The 19,422-nt window shown below is 69.0% G+C and carries 20 protein-coding genes and 1 tRNA gene; 12 read left to right on the plus strand and 9 right to left on the minus strand.

Annotation, left to right across the window (positions count from 1 at the left end; all coding sequences use genetic code 11):
* Nucleotides 1-17 precede the first annotated feature (17 nt).
* From ACFXMV_RS06145 to ACFXMV_RS06160, 4 genes are read right to left on the minus strand one after another with little or no spacing between them, the layout of a single operon-like run.
* Nucleotides 18-836: an SCO1664 family protein gene (locus ACFXMV_RS06145; protein ID WP_378500737.1), complete on the minus strand. Its 819-nt coding sequence runs from the start codon at nucleotides 834-836 to the stop codon at nucleotides 18-20.
* A gap of 3 nt (nucleotides 837-839) precedes the next feature.
* Entirely contained in the window at nucleotides 840-1,433 is a 594-nt protein-coding gene (locus ACFXMV_RS06150) for a DUF3090 domain-containing protein (protein WP_378500736.1), read from the minus strand.
* Between the two features lie 52 nt (nucleotides 1,434-1,485).
* Nucleotides 1,486-2,178, minus strand: a complete 693-nt coding sequence (locus ACFXMV_RS06155; RefSeq protein ID WP_378500735.1) for a histidine phosphatase family protein — start codon at nucleotides 2,176-2,178, stop codon at nucleotides 1,486-1,488.
* A gap of 26 nt (nucleotides 2,179-2,204) precedes the next feature.
* Nucleotides 2,205-3,050, minus strand: coding sequence for an undecaprenyl-diphosphate phosphatase (locus ACFXMV_RS06160; protein ID WP_378500739.1), 846 nt, complete (start codon nucleotides 3,048-3,050; stop codon nucleotides 2,205-2,207).
* 126 nt (nucleotides 3,051-3,176) lie between these two features.
* On the opposite strand from ACFXMV_RS06160, the gene ACFXMV_RS06165 reads away from it, so the two are divergent.
* The 6 genes from ACFXMV_RS06165 (at nucleotide 3,177) to ACFXMV_RS06190 (ending at nucleotide 8,309) form a co-directional block, all read left to right on the plus strand.
* Nucleotides 3,177-4,094: an aldo/keto reductase gene (locus ACFXMV_RS06165; RefSeq protein WP_378500734.1), complete on the plus strand. Its 918-nt coding sequence runs from the start codon at nucleotides 3,177-3,179 to the stop codon at nucleotides 4,092-4,094.
* 103 nt (nucleotides 4,095-4,197) lie between these two features.
* Nucleotides 4,198-4,620, plus strand: coding sequence for a TIGR03668 family PPOX class F420-dependent oxidoreductase (locus tag ACFXMV_RS06170; protein WP_378500733.1), 423 nt, complete (start codon nucleotides 4,198-4,200; stop codon nucleotides 4,618-4,620).
* A gap of 59 nt (nucleotides 4,621-4,679) precedes the next feature.
* The gene (locus tag ACFXMV_RS06175) at nucleotides 4,680-5,366 is read left to right on the plus strand and encodes a heme oxygenase (biliverdin-producing) (protein WP_378502763.1); all 687 of its coding nucleotides are present in this window, start codon (nucleotides 4,680-4,682) and stop codon (nucleotides 5,364-5,366) included.
* Nucleotides 5,363-6,391 carry a hemin ABC transporter substrate-binding protein gene (locus ACFXMV_RS06180; RefSeq protein WP_378502764.1) on the plus strand — a complete coding sequence of 343 codons (1,029 nt, stop codon included), beginning with the start codon at nucleotides 5,363-5,365 and terminating at the stop codon, nucleotides 6,389-6,391. Before ACFXMV_RS06175 ends, ACFXMV_RS06180 begins: the two co-directional genes overlap by 4 nt.
* A complete protein-coding gene (locus ACFXMV_RS06185; RefSeq protein WP_378501160.1) occupies nucleotides 6,388-7,464 on the plus strand; it encodes a FecCD family ABC transporter permease in 1,077 nt (358 codons plus the stop codon). The genes ACFXMV_RS06180 and ACFXMV_RS06185 overlap by 4 nt, the downstream gene beginning before the upstream one ends.
* A complete protein-coding gene (locus ACFXMV_RS06190; RefSeq protein ID WP_378501161.1) occupies nucleotides 7,464-8,309 on the plus strand; it encodes a heme ABC transporter ATP-binding protein in 846 nt (281 codons plus the stop codon). Before ACFXMV_RS06185 ends, ACFXMV_RS06190 begins: the two co-directional genes overlap by 1 nt.
* Here the strand turns inward: ACFXMV_RS06190 and ACFXMV_RS06195 are convergent, their stop codons facing one another.
* Nucleotides 8,310-8,663, minus strand: a complete 354-nt coding sequence (locus tag ACFXMV_RS06195) for a hypothetical protein (protein ID WP_378501162.1) — start codon at nucleotides 8,661-8,663, stop codon at nucleotides 8,310-8,312. It lies immediately after the preceding gene.
* A 217-nt stretch (nucleotides 8,664-8,880) separates the two neighbouring features.
* Here ACFXMV_RS06195 and ACFXMV_RS06200 point away from each other — a divergent pair, with 217 nt between their 5' ends.
* From ACFXMV_RS06200 to ACFXMV_RS06210, 3 genes are all read left to right on the plus strand, one after another.
* Entirely contained in the window at nucleotides 8,881-9,894 is a 1,014-nt protein-coding gene (locus tag ACFXMV_RS06200) for a YncE family protein (protein ID WP_378501163.1), read from the plus strand.
* A gap of 65 nt (nucleotides 9,895-9,959) precedes the next feature.
* The gene (locus tag ACFXMV_RS06205; RefSeq protein ID WP_378501164.1) at nucleotides 9,960-11,030 is read left to right on the plus strand and encodes a quinone-dependent dihydroorotate dehydrogenase; all 1,071 of its coding nucleotides are present in this window, start codon (nucleotides 9,960-9,962) and stop codon (nucleotides 11,028-11,030) included.
* 375 nt (nucleotides 11,031-11,405) lie between these two features.
* Nucleotides 11,406-11,837, plus strand: coding sequence for a hypothetical protein (locus ACFXMV_RS06210; RefSeq protein WP_378502537.1), 432 nt, complete (start codon nucleotides 11,406-11,408; stop codon nucleotides 11,835-11,837).
* 83 nt (nucleotides 11,838-11,920) lie between these two features.
* Here ACFXMV_RS06210 and ACFXMV_RS06215 read toward each other — a convergent pair whose 3' ends face one another.
* A complete protein-coding gene (locus ACFXMV_RS06215) occupies nucleotides 11,921-12,139 on the minus strand; it encodes a hypothetical protein (RefSeq protein ID WP_378502765.1) in 219 nt (72 codons plus the stop codon).
* 67 nt (nucleotides 12,140-12,206) lie between these two features.
* Between ACFXMV_RS06215 and ACFXMV_RS06220 the strand changes: the two genes are divergently transcribed.
* Complete coding sequence (locus ACFXMV_RS06220) at nucleotides 12,207-14,207, plus strand: DUF222 domain-containing protein (protein ID WP_378502766.1); 2,001 nt, start codon at nucleotides 12,207-12,209, stop codon at nucleotides 14,205-14,207.
* 98 nt (nucleotides 14,208-14,305) lie between these two features.
* Here ACFXMV_RS06220 and ACFXMV_RS06225 read toward each other — a convergent pair whose 3' ends face one another.
* On the minus strand, nucleotides 14,306-14,839 hold the full coding sequence (locus tag ACFXMV_RS06225) for a YbhB/YbcL family Raf kinase inhibitor-like protein (protein WP_378500316.1): 534 nt from the start codon (nucleotides 14,837-14,839) through the stop codon (nucleotides 14,306-14,308).
* Nucleotides 14,840-14,898: 59 nt separating this feature from the next.
* On the minus strand, nucleotides 14,899-16,251 hold the full coding sequence (locus ACFXMV_RS06230; RefSeq protein WP_378500317.1) for a M20/M25/M40 family metallo-hydrolase: 1,353 nt from the start codon (nucleotides 16,249-16,251) through the stop codon (nucleotides 14,899-14,901).
* A 126-nt stretch (nucleotides 16,252-16,377) separates the two neighbouring features.
* Between ACFXMV_RS06230 and ACFXMV_RS06235 the strand changes: the two genes are divergently transcribed.
* Nucleotides 16,378-16,463: transfer RNA gene (locus ACFXMV_RS06235), tRNA-Leu, on the plus strand.
* 95 nt (nucleotides 16,464-16,558) lie between these two features.
* Here ACFXMV_RS06235 and ACFXMV_RS06240 read toward each other — a convergent pair.
* Entirely contained in the window at nucleotides 16,559-17,719 is a 1,161-nt protein-coding gene (locus ACFXMV_RS06240; RefSeq protein WP_378500318.1) for a S8 family serine peptidase, read from the minus strand.
* Nucleotides 17,720-17,964: 245 nt separating this feature from the next.
* Between ACFXMV_RS06240 and ACFXMV_RS06245 the strand changes: the two genes are divergently transcribed.
* A complete protein-coding gene (locus ACFXMV_RS06245) occupies nucleotides 17,965-19,401 on the plus strand; it encodes an SDR family NAD(P)-dependent oxidoreductase (protein ID WP_378500319.1) in 1,437 nt (478 codons plus the stop codon).
* The last annotated feature ends 21 nt before the right edge of the window (nucleotides 19,402-19,422 follow it).

Raw genomic sequence — 19,422 nt, forward strand, 5'->3', positions numbered from 1 at the left:
ACCGGAACGCGTTCCCGCTAGAACGCGGGCCACGGGATCGGCCGATGCCCGCCGGGCAGGGGCATCACCGGTTCGACGAGCAGGGCATCGGTCCGCGCCACCAGTGCCTCGACCTCCTGGCCGGTGATGTGCTCGCGCAACTGGTCGGCCAGCGGACCGCGCAGCCGCTCCGAGAACGTCTCGACGTCCACCAGCAGTCCGCCCTGCACCGGCTGACCGGCCCAGCCCCACAGCACGGTGCGCAACTTGTCCTCCGAGTGCAGACAGATGCCGTGGTCGACGCCGTACACCGAACCGTCGATGCCCTCGAGCGCGTGGCCGCCCTTGCGGTCGGCGTTGTTGATCAGGACGTCGAGCACGGCCATCCGCTGCAGACGCGGGTCGTCGGCGTGCACGAGCGCAACCTGCTCGCCGTCCCCGTCGTAGGCGAGCAGCACCTCGAACCACCCGCCCGGTACCTGGTCCGGTGGGCAGATGTCGACCAGACCCATCCGCTCACCCAGCTCGCCCGTCGGTTCCGGCGTCTGCACCCAGCGCTGTACCATGCCGGGGCCGTACGGCCCGTCCCGCAGGATCGTCTCCGGGATCACGCCCCACCCGAGCGCCTCGGAGATCAGGTATGACGCGACCTCGCGGCCGGCAAGGGTGCCGTCGGGGAAGTCCCACAGCGGACGCTCCCCGCGGATCGGCTTGTACACGCATCGAACGCTCTGCCCGTTCGCCGTGGCCTCACACACCAGCGTGGCGTTGCTCGCGCTGACAATCCGACCCAGCACTGACAGTTCACCGGTGTGCAACAACTCGGACTCCTCGTCCACGAGGCGATCGGCGGTCAACGGCTACTCCTCGTCAGGGACTTCGTCGATGCGCTCGAAGTTGGCGCCGCGACGGTAGCCGTTGGTGCGGATGCAGACATGCCCCTCCGGGGCCAGCGGTTCACCGCACAGTGGACAGGGGGCACGGCCCGCCGCGATCACCCGCTCCGACCGCAGCGCGAACGCCCTCGCCTGCTCCGGCGTCAGGAAAACCCGGACCGCGTCCGGCCCCTCCTCGGCGTCGTCGAGGACCACCGACTCGTCGATCTCAGACTCGCTGACCGCGAGCAATTCGACGACGACCGAACCGGCGTCCGCATCCCACCCGAGACCCATCGTGCCGACCCGGAACTCCGCGTCGATCGGCGTCATCAACGGGCTGAGGTCCTCGAGTTCGACGTCCTGTGGTGGTACCGCAGTGCCGAAACGGCGGTGCACCTCGTCGAGCAGCAGTCCCATCCGGTCGGCCAGCACCTGCACCTGCTGCTTCTCCAGCAGCACGCTGACCACCCTGGACTCGTGGATCGCCTGGAGATAGAAGGCACGGTCACCTGGCTCGCCTACGGTGCCGGCGATGAATCGATCAGGGGTGCGGAAAACGTGTATTGCGCGGGACATCAGCACCTCCGTCTGTTCGAGTAGTCGCTATCTGTGATTATCCGCCTACCCACTACCTTCCCACCTCGCCGCCGGGAACTGCATCCGACGATCCGACGCCCGCGGCCTTGGCGGGGGCACCGCCGTTGAGCCCCGACAGGTCGCCGGTGTCGTTCATCCGCAGCACGAACGGCCGGGTCGCGGTGTAGCGCACGACGCTCACAGATGCCGGTTCGGTGACGATCCGCTGGAAGCCGTCCAGGTGGGTGCCGAGCGCGTCGGCGAGCACCGACTTGATCACGTCCCCGTGAGTACACGCCAGCCACAGCACATCCCCGCCGTGCTCCTCGGCGAGCCGCGCGTCGTGCCCACGGACCGCGGCGACCGCCCTCGCCTGCACCTGCGCCAGACCCTCGCCGTCCGGGAACACCGCCGCGGATGGGTGCTGCTGCACCACCTTCCACAGCGGCTCCTCGAGCAGGTCCTTGATCGCCTGTCCGGTCCACTTGCCGTAGTCCACCTCGATCAGCCGTTCGTCGGCGATCGGTTCCAGGTTCCGGTCCCGCGCCAGCGGGTCCACGGTCCGCTCACAGCGCAGCAACGGCGACCGCACGATCGCGACGAGGGGCACACCCGCGAGCCGGTCCACCACCGCGCGGGACTGCTCCCGGCCACGATCGTCGAGGTCGACCCCTGGGCTCCGGCCCGCGAGGGTGCCCGAGGTGTTGGCCGTCGATCGCCCGTGTCGGAGCAGGATCACCGTCATGGACCCAGCCTAGGTGTAGTTCCCACCTAGGTCGCCGAGATCACGCCCGTGCCCAGCAACCCGAACACCAGCAGGCCCAGGATGATCCGGTAGCCGACAAACCAGTACATCGAGTGATCGACGACGAACCGCAGCAACCAGGCGATGGTGGCGTAGCCGATCACGAACGCGATGAGGGTCGCGACGATCAGCTGGGCACCGCTCGCGTTGAGTCCCTCGCCCGCGGGCGCGAATGCGTCGGGGAGGCTGAACAATCCGGCTGCGGTCACCGCGGGGATCGCCAGCAGGAACGAGTAGCGAGCCGCCGCCTCGCGGGTCAGGCCGAGGAACAGGCCTGCACTGATCGTGCCGCCGGACCGCGACACACCGGGGATCAGGGCCAGCGCCTGGGCGGAGCCCATGATCACGCCGTCCTTGAGGGTCAGCTGCTCGATCGGCCTTCGTTTGCGCCCGTAGTACTCGGCAGCGGCGATCACCAGCGCGAATACGATCAGCATGGTTGCGACCAACCACAGATTTCGCGCCCCCGTGCGGACCTGGTCCTTGAAGAGGAAGCCGAGGATCCCGACCGGGATGGTGCCGACGATGACGTACCAGCCCATCTTGTAGTCGTGATCGCCGCGCTTGTCCGGGTCGAACAGGCCACGGAACCAGGCCATCGCGATCCGGCCGATGTCCCTGGCGAAGTACACCAACACCGCGGCCTCGGTACCGAGCTGGGTCACCGCAGTGAACGAGGCGCCCGCGTCGGTGTCCCAGAACAGTTCCGAGACGATTCGGAGGTGGCCGGACGAGGAGATCGGCAGGAACTCGGTCAGTCCCTGGACCACTCCGAGGACGATGGCCTGCAGCCATGTCATCGATTCCACGATCACAGGCCGACTCCCGGGGACACGCACACGCGGCAAAGAAGATTCACGGGAGCGACCGTACCCGGCGCGCCCCTGGGCGCGCGCCGCGCGGCACCACTACGCTCCCCTTCTTGTGGTGATCGAATTATGAGGCAGCGCGCGGTCGGCGACAGCGGGCTCCGCGTGTCCCGAATCGGACTCGGCACGCTCGGCTGGGGTCGGGACACGGATGGCGTCGAGGCCGCCGCCCAGCTGATGGGGTTCGCAGAATCCGGTGGCACGCTGGTCGATTCGGCACCGTTCTACGGCGACGGCGTATCCCAGCGGATCCTGGCGGAACTGCTCGACGACGTGGTGCCGCGCAGTCAGCTGGTGCTGAGCAGCAGCTCGGGCATCCATCCCGGCCGCGAACGCCTGGACTGCTCGCGTCGGGCCCTGATCGGTCAGCTCGACGCGACCCTCAAGGAGCTGGGCACCGACCACCTGGACCTGTGGCAGGTGGCGACCTGGGATCCGTTCACGCCGACCGAGGAGGTCTCGTCGGCGCTCGAGTTCGCGGTCACGACCGGCCGGGCCCGTTACGTCGGGGCCCGCGGACACCTGGGCTGGCAGCTGGCCACCGCCGCGGCGGGCACCAAACTCATCGCGACCCAGGCCGAGTACTCGCTGCTCGCCCGGGGTGTGGAGGACGAGCTGATCCCGGCCGCGGACCATCACGGCATCGGGCTGCTGGCCGCGGTCCCGCTGGCAGGCGGTGTGCTCACCGGCAAGTACCGCGACGGGATCCCCGCCGATTCCCGCGGAGCGACCGAATCCGGCGCGGACCTGGTCGCGGGCTACCTCAACGAGCACAGCGGCCGCGTCGTCGAGGCGGTCGTCACGGCGGCCGACGGCCTCGGGGCCTCGCCGCTGGCCGTGGCGCTGGCGTGGGTGTGCGACCGGCCCGGGGTGGCGAGCGCCATCGTCGGAGCCAGGGACTACGCCCAGCACACCGGCGTGCTGGCGGCCGAGGACCTGGAGCTTCCGGCGGCGATCGCCGCGGCCCTCGACGACGTCAGCGCCTGACCGCCCCCTTCGGCCCGGCCCCGCCCTCTGGTCGCTCCGCAGGCTCCGCTCCGGCACCCCTGGTCGCTCCGCAGGCTCCGCTCCGGCCACCTACTCTGAAGGCATGCACCGGATGCCGGACGAGGAGCACCGCCGGTTCGAACGCGCGCGGGTGGCGCGACTGGCCACGGTCGGCTCCGACGGGCTCCCGCACCTGGTACCGGTGGTGTTCGCGATGGCGGGCGACGCCATCTACACGGCGGTCGACGGCAAACCCAAGTCGACTCGGCAACTGCGACGGCTCGACAACATCACCGCGACCGGCCGGGTGAGCCTGCTGGTCGACGACTACGCCGAAGACTGGACACAGCTCTGGTGGATCCGCGTCGACGGCGCGGCCTCCGTGCTCGCCGACGGCCCGGAGAGCCGGACCGGGATCGACGCCCTCGTTCACAAGTACCCGCAGTACACGGCGTCGCCACCCGCAGGTCCGGTGGTCGCGATCGAACCGGACAAGTGGGCATCGTGGTCCGCACTGGACGCATGATCTACTAGGACAGGCTAACCTTGCATCGATTGCGGGTTCAGAGAGCTACAGGAGAAACGATGACAGTGCTCGATTCCGGCGTTACCGCCGCGGATGATTCGACCGGCCTGGCCGAGCGGATCAAGACGCAGACGGACGCGGCGCACCGCCAGACCGAGCAGTCCCGCTTCATCGGCGACCTCCTCGGAGGCAAACTGACCAGCGCCGGGTACGCGGCGCTGCTCGGCCAGACGTACCTGGTCTACCTCGCGCTCGAGGAGGCGGGCCGGGTCCACGCGGCGGACCCCATCGCGTCCCCGTTCCTCGGCGACGAACTCCTGCGCACCGAGGCCCTCGAGGCAGACCTGGAGTTCCTGCTCGGCGCGAACTGGCGTGACGAGATCACCGCGCTGCCCGCGACCACGCGGTACGTCGACCGGCTGAACGAGGTCGCGTTCGACTGGCCCGCCGGATTCGTCGCGCATCACTACATCCGCTACATGGGCGACCTCTCGGGCGGCCAGATCATCCGCCGGATGCTCGAGCGCGCGTACGGCTACACCACGGACGGCCTGCGGTTCTACATCTTCGACCAGATCGAGAAGCCCAAGCTGTACAAGGACGCCTACCGCGGCAAGCTCGACGCCGCGCCGCTGTCCGCGGACGAGCAGCAGCGCCTCATCGACGAGGTGAACCTGGCCTACCAGCTCAACGGAGACCTGTTCGCCGACCTCGAGGCCGAGATCGAGAGCTACCTGGTCAAATGAGCCGACTGCTCGGCGCCCGGACATCCCGGCTGCTGGCCATCGCACTGGCCGCCGCGGCGATGACCGCCGCCTGCGCGTCCGACGGTGACGCACCGACCGGTGCGCAGACCGGCCGGACCACGGCGACCCTCGAGAGCCTCGACCCCGAGCCGATCGCCGAGCACCCGGTCTCGGCGCTGCCTGTGACCGTCCGCAGCGCGGACGGCGTCGACGTGACGATCACCGACACCAGCCGGATCGTCGCGGCCGACCAGTACGGCACCCTCACCGAGACGGTCTACGCGCTCGGTTTCGGCGACCGCCTGGTCGGCCGCGACATCGCGGCGAAGTTCCCTGCCGTGGAGTCGATCCCGAACGTCACCCCCAGCGGCCGCCAGCTCTCCGCCGAGGCGATCCTGAACCTGCACCCCACCGTGGTGCTCACCGATGCCAGCATCGGACCTCGGGGCGTGCAGGACCAGTTGCGCGCGGCGGGCATCCCCGTCGTCTTCTTCGATCCCAGCCGTACCCTCGCGGGTGTGCCGGACCAGATCCAGGCGGTGGCCGACGCGCTCGGCGTGCCCGCCGAGGGCACCGCGCTGAGCGAGCGGACCGCCGCCGAGATCGCCGACGCGGCAGCCCGCGTGCCGTCGGGCGCGGACCCGCTGACCATTGCGTTCCTCTACATGCGCGGCCCGGCGATCACCTTGATGGCTGGACCCGGATCTGGCGCCGACTCGCTGATCGAGGGGCTCGGAGCCATCGACGCCGGGACCGCCGCCGGCCTCACCGAGGCCTTCACGACGATCACCAGCGAGGCGATGATCGCGGCGGCCCCTGACGTGTTCCTGATGATGACGGGCGGCCTCGACTCCCTCGGTGGGGTCGAGGGACTGACCGCCATCCCGGGCATCGCCCAGACCCCTGCCGGTCGCAACCAGCGGATCGTGGACATGCAGGACGGCGCACTGCTCAGCTTCGGGCCGAGAACCGGCACCGTGCTGAAGGCGCTGGCGACGGCCGTCTACGGCCCACCCGCCCAGTGACCGCCCCGACGGCCGCACCCGCTGCCTCACCGGCGCGCGGGCGACTGCGCGGCGGTGCACTGCTCGCCCTACTGGCGATCGCGCTCGGAGTGCTCGCGCTGATCTCGGCCTGCGTCGGGCAGGTACCGACCGCGCCGATGGAGGTGGTCGGCAGCGTCCTGCACCGCATCGGACTCGACATCGGCCCGATGCCCGCACACCCCAGCGGCGAGGTCACCCTCTGGCAGGTCCGGTTCCCACGGGTCGTGCTGGCCATCGTGGTCGGCGCCGGGCTGGCCTGCGCGGGCGCCCTGCTGCAGGGCGTGTTCGCGAACCCGCTCGCCGAGCCGGGTGTCATCGGCGTCTCCGCAGGCGCGGCCGTGGGTGCGAGCGCGGTGATCGTGACCGGCGGTGCGTTCGTCGGCGGGCCAACGGTGGCCGCGGCCGCGTTCGTGTCCGGGTTGATCACCACGGCGCTGGTGTATTTGATGGCCCGGTCCGAGGGCCGCACCGAGGTGGTGACCCTGGTGCTGACCGGCATCGCGATCAACGCGTTCGCGGGCGGGCTGATCGCCTACTTCACGTTCGTGGCCTCCCCCGCCGCCCGCGATCAGATCGTCTTCTGGCAGCTCGGCAGCCTCAACGGCGCCACCTGGAACTCCGTCGCCATCGTCGCGCCGATGGCCGCCGTCGGCATCGCGGTGACGATGGCAATGGCCACCAAGCTGGACCTGCTCGCCCTCGGCGAGAGCGCGGCGGGCCATCTCGGCGTGAACGTCGAAAGGGTCCGACAGCTCGCTGTCGTGGTCGTCGCGCTCCTGGTCGCCTCGTCGGTGGCGTTCACCGGGATCATCCTGTTCGTCGGATTGGTGGTGCCGCACCTGATGCGGATGATCGTCGGCCCCGGCCACCGCATGCTGATCCCGGCCAGCGCGCTCTGCGGGGCGATTCTGCTGCTCGCGGCCGACCTGGGCGCCCGCACCCTGGTGCCCAACGCCGACCTTCCGCTGGGCATGCTCACCTCGTTGGTCGGCGGCCCGTTCTTCTTCTGGCTGCTGCGCCGGACTCGTCGCCAGCAGGGTGGGTGGGCGTGATGGTGGCACTGACGGCACAGCTGCGAAACCTGTTCGCGCGCGAACTCGCGGTGCCGGAACGACTGCAACCCGGCTCGGTGAGCATGCGCGCAGTGGACGTCAGCGTGGACCGCGGGCAGCGACGGGTACTCGAGTCCGTCTCGCTGGACGTCCGGGTCGGTGAGGTGCTGGCCCTGGTCGGGCCCAACGGCGCCGGAAAGTCGACGCTGCTGGCAGCGCTGTCGGGCGATCAGGCCATCGTCGAGGGACACGTCGAGCTCGATGGCCTGCCGCTGACCCGCTGGACTGGTACCGACATGGCACTGCGGCGTGCGGTGCTCCCCCAGCAGCACACCGTCGGGTTCTCATTCACCTCGCTCGAGGTGGTCCGGATGGGCCGGGCGCCGTGGACCCGCACCGCCCGCAGGGACGATGACGCCGACGCGGTTCGCGAGGCGATGGAGATCTGCGACGTCGCCGGGTTCGCCGAGCGGCCGTTCGCCGCGCTCTCCGGCGGCGAACGCTCGCGTGTCGCGCTGGCCCGTGTGCTCGCGCAGCGGACCGAGACACTGCTGTTGGACGAGCCGACCGCCGCGCTCGACCTCGGTCACCAGGAGGCGGTGATGGGCCTGGTGCGCGAGCGCGCGCGGGCAGGCACCGCCGTCGTGGTGGTGCTGCACGATCTCGCGCTGGCAGCGGCGTACGCCGACACCGTCGCCGTCCTCGAGGCGGGCGCGCTTGCCGCGTACGGCAGCCCGCGGGAGGTGCTCACCGAGACGCTGCTGAGCCGGGTGTACGGCCATCCCGTCGAGGTGATCGCGCATCCGGAGTCCGGCGCGCAGTTGGTGCTGCCGCGCCGGGACTGATCAGCGTCGGTCGAGCACCGAGCTGAGCCGGCCGAGCAGTGCCCGGAGGGTGATCCCCTCGTCGGCACCGCGATTGACCGGCTCCGCAGCGGCGACGGCGTCGCGCACCGCGGCGCCGATGCTGCGTTCGTCGGTCAGGTCGACGGTGGTCATCGAACGCTCCGCCGTCGCGACCACGTCCGACCCGTCGGGGACGGCGGATTCGAGGTCCTCGCGGTACACCTCGACGAAGAGCGTGCTGCGGCGGACCCGGAAAGCGAAGGTCTGGCCGTCCGCGTTCGTCCCGAATCCGTGCGCGCTGGGGCCGACGCTGAGGTCCTCCAACTCGAACCCGGGGGTCTTGTCTGCGCTCACGCCGCCTCCTCCCTGCCTCGGATCGGACTATGCCGGACATCAGCCCAGATTCACTCACGGTAGTCCCGATGAGCCCGGTAGGCCCGAGTCGGATTCTTCGGACGAAACGAGATCAGGAATGCTAGGGGGCGGACATGGTGAACATCGGGCGATGGGTCCGCGGCGGCCACGCCACGGCCTCCGCTCCCGGCACCGAGTAGCAACTGAGGAGACGTACATGCGGGTACCGGCGGCACGCACCACCACGGTCTTGGCGGGAGCGCTATTACTGCTGGTCACCGGCTGCTCCTCGGACAGCGGCGGGGACAAGCTCAAGACCATCGAGCCGGCCACCGCTGCGGCCTCGCCCGCGACGGTCGCGCAGCCCGCCGGCACCGTACGGCCCCTGCCTGCCGCCGTCGAGACCGCGGCCTTCGACCCGACAACCGGGACCGTGGCCTTGCTCACACCCGACGCCGGACGGCTCCTTCTGCTGCCCGCTGCCGACCCGGCGGCCGCCCCCCGAGAGGTTCCACTGCCGGGAGGGGTGGCCTCGCTCGGCAAGGCCCGCGACGGCGTGCTGGTGGTGCCCGCCGGCCGCGCGGTGGTGCGCGTGGACCTGGCATCGGGCCAGTCGACGACTGTCGAGGTGGACGGCGACGTTCGCTCCGCCGCCTTCCTCGGTACCGGTGACTTGGCGGTCGGCACGGCCGACGGTTCGGTCCTGGTTCTCGACACGAACGGACAGCAGACCGAGCGCATCTCGGGTCTCGCGTCCGTCGACGCGCTCGGCGTCACCGGCGAGCAGCTGACCGCGCTCGATCGCAGGCAGACCTCCGTCACCGAGATCGACATCCCGGAGAAGCATCTCGGCCGCGCGCTGCGTGCGGGCGAGGGCGCGACCAACCTCACCACCGACCACTTCGGCCGGGTGCTCGTCACGGACACCCGCGGCGGCGAACTGATCGCGCTGACCACCGATCCGCTGATGATGCGTCAGCGGTTCCCGGTCCCGAACTCGCCGTACGGCATCGCCTTCGACGACACCGCGAACCTGGTCTGGGTCACCCTGACCGGCAGCAACGAGGTGGTCGGCTACGACCTCTCGAGCGGCATCCCGGTCGAGAAGCATCGCTTTGCGACGGTCCGCCAACCCAACGCGGTGACCGTCGACCCGAGCACCGGGACGCTCTTCGTCGGCTCAGCCGTCGGCGACGGACTGCAGTCGATCGACACCAGGGCCCAATCGTGAACCACGGCCCAGTCATCACTGAACTCGCCATTCACGCGCGCCCGACCGGAATCTAGGGAGACCCGTTGTACAGCTTGCTGCTTCGCCTGATGTTCCTCCTCCAGCCGGAACGGGTGCACCACCTCGCGTTCCGCGCCATGCGACTGGTCACCGCGTTCGGTCCGTCGCGCGCGCTGGTCGCCAAGGTGCTCACCGTCTCCGACCCAGTGCTGCGCACCCGCGTGTTCGGGTTGGACTTCCCGGCCCCGCTCGGGCTCGCCGCAGGGTTCGACAAGGACGCGACCGGCGTCAACGCCTGGGGCCCGCTCGGGTTCGGCTTCGCTGAGGTCGGCACCGTCACCGCCCAGGCGCAGCCGGGCAACCCGGCACCGCGACTGTTCCGGCTGCCCGCCGACCACGCGCTGATCAACCGGATGGGCTTCAACAACCATGGCGCGGGCCACGCCGCGAACCAGTTGCGGCAGCGGCGAAACGGGGTGCCGATCGGCGCGAACATCGGCAAGACCAAGGTCGTGCCCGCGGACGAGGCCGACGCCGACTACACCGCCAGCGCCCGCCTGCTGGGGCCGCTCGCCGACTTCATCGTCGTCAACGTCAGCTCCCCGAACACGCCGGGACTCCGCGACCTGCAGGCTGTCGAATCGCTGCGCCCGCTGCTGCGCGCGGTGCAGGACAGCGTGGACGTCCCGGTGCTGGTGAAGATCGCGCCGGACCTGTCCGACGAGGACGTCGACGCTGTCGCCGACCTGGCGGTCGAGCTCGGCCTGGCGGGCATCGTGGCCACCAACACCACGATCGGCCGGACGGGACTGCGCACGCCGGAGTCCGAGGTCGCCGCGATCGGTGCGGGCGGCCTGTCCGGCGCCCCGGTCGCGGACCGTTCGCTGGAGGTCTTGCGTCGCCTGTACGCGCGGGTCGGCGGTCGGCTGGCGCTCATCTCGGTCGGCGGCATCGAAACCGCCGACCAGGCCTGGGAGCGAATTCTGGCCGGCGCCAACCTGGTTCAGGGGTACACCGGATTCATCTACGGGGGCCCGTTCTGGATGCGGCGCATCCACAAGGGCCTGGCGCGGCGGGTCCGCGCGGCCGGGTATTCCTCGCTCGCCGACGCGGTCGGGGCCGAGAACCGGGTCTGAGGGCACGCCTTCGGGCTGCGCCGGACCACCGAATCGCTGGCCCATGGGTTTCGTCGGGTAAGCGCGGCCTCGAGTCGGTCGAAATCGACCCACGGTGCCGGCGCGGCTTCAGGATCGGTCCGCACCAGGCCACGGTGCCGAGCTCCTCGACCAGTCCGGCCTTGCTGCTGGTCGAAGATTAGCGAACTGCGACGCTTGCTTGACGAGCCGATCGGTACATGCCGACCATCTGTGTGCGATGGGCCGGTATCCCGCTTGACGTGAGTTCGCCTAGGTAATGTGCATGCGCATGCGCGTCCAGCAACGGCAGACGATCGATGTTCTGCGGTGTTCCACTCCCCGGCGAAGGCGATGAAGTCGTCGCGGAGGTGGCTGATGTGGCTGCCCGTATCGGTCGCCTTCGGGATAACGATCACCGCTGGCTTCGGGCTCGACGCTATCGACGCCGCTAACCCGGCGACTGCGATCTTCTTGCTGATCGTGTTTATCGTCGGCACCATCCATGGGCTGGTCATCGGGCTGGTCGCCATCGTGGCGGGGAAGCTCGCCGGGCGAGTGATTGCCGGGCCACTGTCTTCCTGGCGTCGTCCCTCGAAGGTTGCTGTTTTCGCCATGGCGGCCGGTGGTGCCGTCGCAACCGCGGTGTGGCTGTACATGCATTTCGCGTCGCAACGCATCGACGGGCCTTCCGTCGCAGGGCCAGTTGCCTTCGTAGCAGTCGTTGCCGGAGTGTCGGCAGTAGCGTCGGAGTGGGGGCGCCCCGTTCGAGGCAAGAGCGATTCCATTCGACACGCCCGAGATCGGTGAATCTACTGTGGCGCGTCCCGCCAATCTTCGCTGCAAATGACATCGGGGTCAGCAGTTCGGCGGTCAGTGCTTGGATCTGCCCGCTAGATTGCCGCTGGGTTCAGGGCGCGCGTCGCGTCGCTGACCTTGAACTCCTTGAAGGCGCGAAGAATCGGTTCCAGTTCGGGCAAGACCGTGGCGAGGCGTTGGCCGGCCAGGTTTCGCAAGCGGCCCAGCAGAACCGTAGCGCCGCCATCACTTCCGGCCGTCACGGCCGGCGTTGACGCATCGACAGTCCCACCGTTGAGCACACGCGGCCGCACGCGAGCATCTTCGATGCGATAGCGCGTTCTCTGGTTTCTGTCGGCGGGTGCCGGTAGACTCGTACACATGTTCGATAGCGGGTCGACATCGGGACTACTCGACAACGTGCCGGATCTTGAACAACCGGCAACGCTGCAACAGCACCACGCCCACATCGCCCGCGAACAATTCCGCGAAATACATGCCGTCACCGCCCTCTACCTCGCCCACTGCGAGCAAGACGCCCGACGCGGCAAGAACGAGGCCCGCCAAGGCGAATTCGCGCACGTCGAGATCGCCGCGATCCTGCACATCACCGAACGCGCCGCCGCCGCGCTGATCGACCTCGGCTGCGACCTACGCTGGCGACTGCACCGCACCTACGCCGCGTTCGCCGCAGGAACCATCGACCTCACCCAAACCCGCGCCATCGCCGACGCCCTGGCGAACGTCTCCGACGACAAACTCGACGCCATCGAACAACGCCTCCTCGACGGCGCCGACCACCACTGCTCCACCAAGCTCAAGCAACGCGCCCGCCGCCTGATCGCCCGCCACGACCCCGACGGAGCACGCAAGCGACGCGAACGCGCCGAAGCCGACCGCGACGTCCGCACCCACGCCTCCGACGACGGCATGTCCACCCTCGACGGACTGCTCCCCACCGTCGGCGCCCAACGCCTGTCCATGCGACTACGCCAAATGTCGCTACAGGTCTGCGCCGACGACCCCCGCACCCTCGCCCAACGACGAGCCGACGCCCTCATCGCCCTCACCGACGGCGCCGACCACCTGCCCTGCCAATGCGGACACCAACACTGCCCCGCCACCGGCGCCGCGGGCCGTGAACCGAAGCCGACCGCAACGGTCCTGGTCGGCATCTCCGCCAGCACCCTCCTCGGCCTCGACGACCTCCCCGGGTACCTCTACGGCTACGGCGCCATAGACGCCGCCCTCGCCCGCGACCTCGCGTCCGACGGCACCTGGAAACAAATCCTGCTGCTCTCCGACAAGGACCGGCAAACCCTCATCGACACCCTCCTGGGCGAACTCCGGGCTACCTCACCCGAACTATTCACCGGCGCAACCGAAACAGGCGCCAACAAAGGCGACGCAGAGACCGATACGGGCGGATACAACGCCGCGGACAGAGAATCCGTCGCCAACGACGGGACCGGCTCAGGCGAGCCCTGGGTTTCCGGCCGCCGCATCACCACCAACCCGCACGGACCGATCCTCGGCGTCGGCACAGCCCTCAAGGCCGCAGGCATCACGCCATCTGATGTCGCCAACCGCACCAAGGCCTCGCGGGAGGCCCTCACCTACAAGCCCAGCGCCAGGCTCGCCGAGATCATCCGGACCCGAGACGGGACCTGCCGATTCCCAAACTGCACCGCGCGGGCACAGGATTGCGACCTCGACCACACGATCCCGTTCAACCATGCCAACCCCGCACTCGGTGGGCTGACCATCGAACAGAACCTGGCCTGCCTCTGCCGAAAGCACCACCGCCTCAAGACCGAGGGCTACTGGACCGTCCAACAGATCGGCTCCGGCCGCCTCCAATGGACCGACCGACACGGCACCACCACCATCACCGAACCCACCGGACCATTCACCGACCCCGACGACGATCACAGCAGCGGGCACGACCCAGACGAGCGCGCTACCGCCACACCCAACAGCAGCAGCAACAACGACGACTCCAGCCCCGACCACGATCACAACAGCGGGCACGACCCGGGCGAGCGCGTTGCCGACACACGCCACAGCAACAGCAACGACACCCGCACCAACCACACACCCGGTCTCGCGACGGATAGTGACGACAACTGCGGTGACACCGCACGGGCGGATGCCCGTAGCGCTCAGCTCATGAATGAACGCGACTTCGACACCGACACCGACACCGACACCGACACCGACCGCATCCTCCGCGACATCGCCGACCGTAACAGCGGCTGCACCGTCGAGGACGACCTCGCGTACCTCCTCGACGCCGTCGCCCCGGACTGGCGCCACCCCAAACCCCGCAAGCCGCCCCGACCGATCCTCGTCATCGACCTCGACGAACCACCACCGTTCTGACGCGCCCCAACACCCCACAACAGCGCCCAACCACAGCGCCCACAAACGCGTCGGGCCCTCGAACCATTCGGTCCGAGGGCCCACGCCGCAATTGGCGGCTACCGCTCGTACGTCCCGGTCAGCGTCGCGCGGGCGATCGCGTGGCTGAACAGGTTGAAGCCCAGTCGACCCGGGCTGACCGAGGTGTCCACATCCAGCGTCTCCACCCCGACCGCATGCACCGCGACGATGTACCGGTGCGGACCATGACCGGCAGGCGGCGCGGCACCGAGGTACCCGTACAGCCCGCCGTCGTTGAGCAACTGCACCGCACCCGCGGGCAGGCCGGACCCGTCGGCGGCGCCGGCACCGGAATCCAACGACGTCACGGTCACCGGGATGTTCGCGACCGCCCAGTGCCAGAAGCCCGACGCGGTCGGCGCATCCGGATCGAACACCGTCACCGCGAAACTCTTCGTCTCCGCCGGAAAGCCCGACCATGACAGCTGCGGCGAGATGTCCTGGCCGCCCGCCCCGAAGATTCCACTCACCTGTGCATTGGCCAGGACCGCGCCATCCGCGATGTCGGTAGAGGTCACCGTGAACGACGGAAGCTCGGGAAGCGCGTCGTATGGATTGTGTGAGGAAGCCATGGTGAGACCTTTCAGCGTTGAGGGAACAGAACTGGAGCGGTCTAGCGGGTGACGCAGCCCTAACAATTGTGAAGAAAGTGCTCGAGCACGCGGGTTCCGAACTCGAGCGCATCGACGGGCACTCGTTCGTCCACACCGTGGAACAGCGCGGTGAAGTCGAGCTCCGGCGGCAGCTGCAGCGGCGCGAACCCGAAACAGCGGATCCCCAGCTTCGCGAACGCCTTCGCGTCCGTTCCACCGGACAGCATGTACGGCACGGTCCGGCCGTTCTCGTCATGCGCCAAGATCGCGGCGTTCATCGCATCCACGAGGTGCCCGTCGAAGGTGGTCTCGTAGGAGTCCAGCTTGGTGATCCATTCGCGGGTGACGTCCGGACCGATCAACTCGTCCACCTCCCGCTCGAAGGCCGCCTGCCTACCCGGGAGCACCCGGCAGTCGACGACCGCCTCGGCGGTCTGCGGGATCACGTTGGCCTTGTATCCGGCGTTGAGCATCGTCGGGTTCGCGGTGTCCCGCAGTGTCGCCCCGATGATCCGCGAGATCGTCCCGAGCTTCTCCAGGGCGCCGTCGATGTCCGGCGAGCTCGGGTCGAACTCCAGTCCGGTCTCCGCGCTGACCGCGCCGAGGAACTCGGCGACGGAGTCGGGCACCACGATCGGGAAGGTGTGCCTGCCCAGGCGCGCGACCGCCTCGGCCAGGATCGTGACGGCGTTGTCCTCGTGCAGGAACGAGCCGTGGCCTGCGCGGGCCTTCGCCGTCAACCGCATCCAGCCGAGGCCCTTCTCCGCTGTCTCCACCAGGTACAGCCTGGCATCGCTGCCGTCGGGCCGCGGCACGCTCAGCGAGAAACCACCGACCTCACCGACCGCCTCGGTGACGCCCTCGAACAGATCAGGCCGATGCTCGACCAGCCACTGCGACCCATACTTGCCGCCGGCCTCCTCGTCGGCGAGGAAGGCGAACACCAGATCGCGCGGTGGCACCGTGCCCTCCGCCTTGAACTGGCGGGCCAGCGCGAGGGTCATCCCGACCATGTCCTTCATGTCGATCGCGCCGCGGCCCCACACGTAGCCGTCCTCGACCGCCCCAGAGAAGGGGTGCACGCTCCAATCCGCCGGCTCGGCGGGCACGACGTCGAGGTGGCCGTGGATCAGCAGCGCGCCGCGGGACGGATCGGCGCCGCGCAGCCGGGCGAACACGTTTCCGCGGCCCGGCGCGCCCGATTCGACGTACTCCGTCTCGTAGCCGACCTCCTCGAGTTGGGCGGCCACCCACTCCGCACACTCCCGCTCCCCCTTGGTGGTGGCGAGGTCACCGGTGTTGGAGGTGTCGAATCGGATCAGCGCGCTGACGATATCGACGACTTCGGCCTCGGCTCGACCACGAACGGGGTTGTTGCTGATGTCTGACACCCCACTTTCCTACCACCGAACACCCCCTCCTAGCAGCGCAGACGCGCTGATTTTGGTGTGGCGGGCTGCATCAGCTAATCTTTCCCAGCACGCAGAAACAAGGCGGGCAAGCAACAAGGTGTGCATGCGCGAGTGGCGGAATGGCAGACGCGCTAGCTTGAGGTGCTAGTGTCCTACTAATGGACGTGGGGGTTCAAGTCCCCCCTCGCGCACTCTGAGTTGAGACAGACGAGCAAGGCCCCGGATCACGATCCGGGGCCTTTTTCGTAGGTCCGACATCGACTGTCCGACATCGACTGTTCGTGAATCATCGCCTGCCCATCGCGATTCCGGCCTCCTCCCTGGCGTGCTCGGCGGCCGTCAGCTCGCGCATCGCGAGATCCTTCGCGCAGGCGAGCAGCGCGCCGACGGCGCTGACCCTCGGGAAGGACAGCCCGGTGTGCCCGACGTTGTCGTGCTCGTCGTCACCGTCGTAGATGACGGTGGCGCCGCGAACCAGCCAGCGCTTGACGTCGGCGACCGACGGCAGTTCACCCCTGGTGCGCAGATAGAAGGACTGCAACAGCAGGACGATACCGGTCGCGACCGGTGTCGCCTGGCTCGACCCGAACTGAATGGACTCGCCGGTGTCGTTGAGGATGCCCGCTGAGGTCACCGGCGATCCCGGCGCGAAGATGTCCGTCGCGCAGGGCCCGCCGACCTTGCGGTGCAGCCGCTGCGAGAACGGCGTCAGCCTGTCGGCCGCCGTCTCGAACGCCTTCGCCCCGTCCCGGTAGCGGAAGCTGCCCTCGTCGGCGTCGTAGACCGACCCGACGCTGATCGTCTGCCTGAAGATGGCCGGATAGCTCATCCCCTGCAGGCCACCGTGCGCGTAGTACTCATTGCCTGCGGCCACACAGCAGCAGACGCCCTCGTCCGTCAATTCCTGTAGCAGCGCACCGATCCCGTCGCCCGGCATATCCGTGTCCGTCGTCCGGTTGTCCGAGGCGCCCAGCGCCATGCAGACAGCGGAGATCCCCAACGACGACCGTCGCTCGAGCACCCAGTCCAATCCGTCTCGTATGTCCGTGAAGCTCCCACCTCCGTCGTCGCACAGGACCTTGACCGGCACGATCCGCGCGTTAGGGGCGATGCCCGTGTGGATCCGCGCCGCGCACACGATTCCCGACACGTTCGTGCCGTGTCCGTGCCCGTCGGCGACGTCGGCCGGGTCGCCGCCGTTGTCGTGTGTGAAATTGCGGCCCGGCACCACCCGGCCCGCGAAATCCACGTGTGTTGTCCGCAATCCGGTGTCGAGCACGGCGACGGTGACACCCGAGCCGCCGACATTGAAGTCACGGCGGGCGTCGGCCGCGCGGACGAGTAGATCGACCTCCGTCAGTTCCGGCAGGAACGGTCCGTCCTTCTGCACCGGGGCCTCGACGGGCACCACCGACTCGACATGCAGCAGCGAGTTCGGACGCGCCATATCCTCAGTCACTGCCGTCGGGAACCGGGGTGGATCCGTGGAACCACTCAACTCATTCATGATCTCGGCCTTTCGGTGATCGGCATCGCTGCCGACAGATCCCCCCGATACCAAAATCCTCCTCGGGCTTGTGACCGATGTCACCACCTGCGGCTGGTGAAACTGCGATGGTCTCCGCCCGTCACCGGACTCGGTAGAATTCGACGTCGACCGGCACTTCGAGATCAGAACTGAGCTACCTACCGATGGCACAACCAATGACGGGCATCGATCCCGCCGACCTGGAGATCTGCCTGCGCGTGCTGTCCGAGGCCGGCGGCCTCGACGCCGACCACCCGGATTCGATGGTCCTCCAGCGCGCCAGCGGCAAGATGTTCAAGCAGCTCAAGCGGCGTCGACGGGTGGAGGCGCGCGACGCCGTCTCCGACGCCGACCGCCAGGTCGTGGCCGCGACCGCCACCGGCTCCCCAGAACGCATCGACGACGAGACCGCCGGGGTGCTGCTCACGTCCAACGCCCCCGGCGCTTCCGCTGGCACCCTGATCCGACCGCGGCCCTGCTACATCTGCAAGCAGCGGTACACGGTCGTCGACGCGTTCTACCACCAGCTCTGCCCCGAGTGCGCGGCCAGCAGCCACACCAAGCGCGACGCCAGCACCGATCTGACCGGCAGGCGTGCGCTGCTCACCGGCGGGCGGGCCAAGATCGGCATGTACATCGCGCTGCGACTGCTGCGCGACGGCGCGCACCTCACCATCACCACCCGCTTCCCGAACGACGCGATCCGCCGGTTCAAGGCGATGGAGGACAGCGGCGACTGGATCCACCGGCTGCGGGTGGTCGGCATCGACCTGCGCGACCCCGCCCAGGTGGTCTCGCTCGCCGATTCGGTGGCCGAGCAGGGACCGCTCGACATCCTCATCAACAACGCCGCGCAGACCGTCCGTCGCTCGCCCGGCGCCTACTCCGCGCTGGCCGAGGCCGAGTCCGGTCCGCTGCCCGCGGGCGAACTGCCCGACGTGCTCACCTTCGGCAAGACCAGCGACGCCCACCCCGCCTCGCTGGCGAGCTCGTTGCCCGCCCAGTCGGTGATCCAGCAGGTGAGCGAGCTCGCCCTGGTCGCGGGTTCTGCCTCTCTCGAGCGCATCGAGCAGGGCATCGCGATCGACGCAGGCGGACTGGTGCCGGACCTCGCGCACACCAACAGCTGGGTCCAGACCGTCGCCGAGGTGGATCCGATCGAGTTGCTCGAGGTGCAGCTGTGCAACTCGGTGGCACCGTTCATCCTGGTGTCCCGGCTGCGCCCGGCGATGGCAGCCGCGGCGGCACGCCGCAAGTACGTGGTCAACGTGTCCGCGATGGAGGGCCAGTTCAGCCGTGCCTACAAGGGCGCCGGTCACCCGCACACGAACATGGCCAAGGCCGCGCTGAACATGCTCACCCGCACCAGCGCCAAGGAGATGCTGGACGAGGACGGCATCCTGATGACCGCCGTCGACACCGGCTGGATCACCGACGAGCGCCCGCACTACACCAAGGTCCGACTCGCCGACGAGGGCTTCCACGCCCCGCTCGACCTGGTCGACGGCGCGGCCCGGGTGTACGACCCGATCGTGCAGGGCGAGCAGGGTGTCGACCTGTACGGCTGCTTCCTGAAGGACTATCAGCCGTCGCCTTGGTGACGGGGGGACCAAAGCGGGGAT

It is taken from the genome of Rhodococcus sp. NPDC059179 (genome assembly GCF_042754885.1).
Lineage (GTDB): Bacteria > Actinomycetota > Actinomycetes > Mycobacteriales > Mycobacteriaceae > Rhodococcus_G.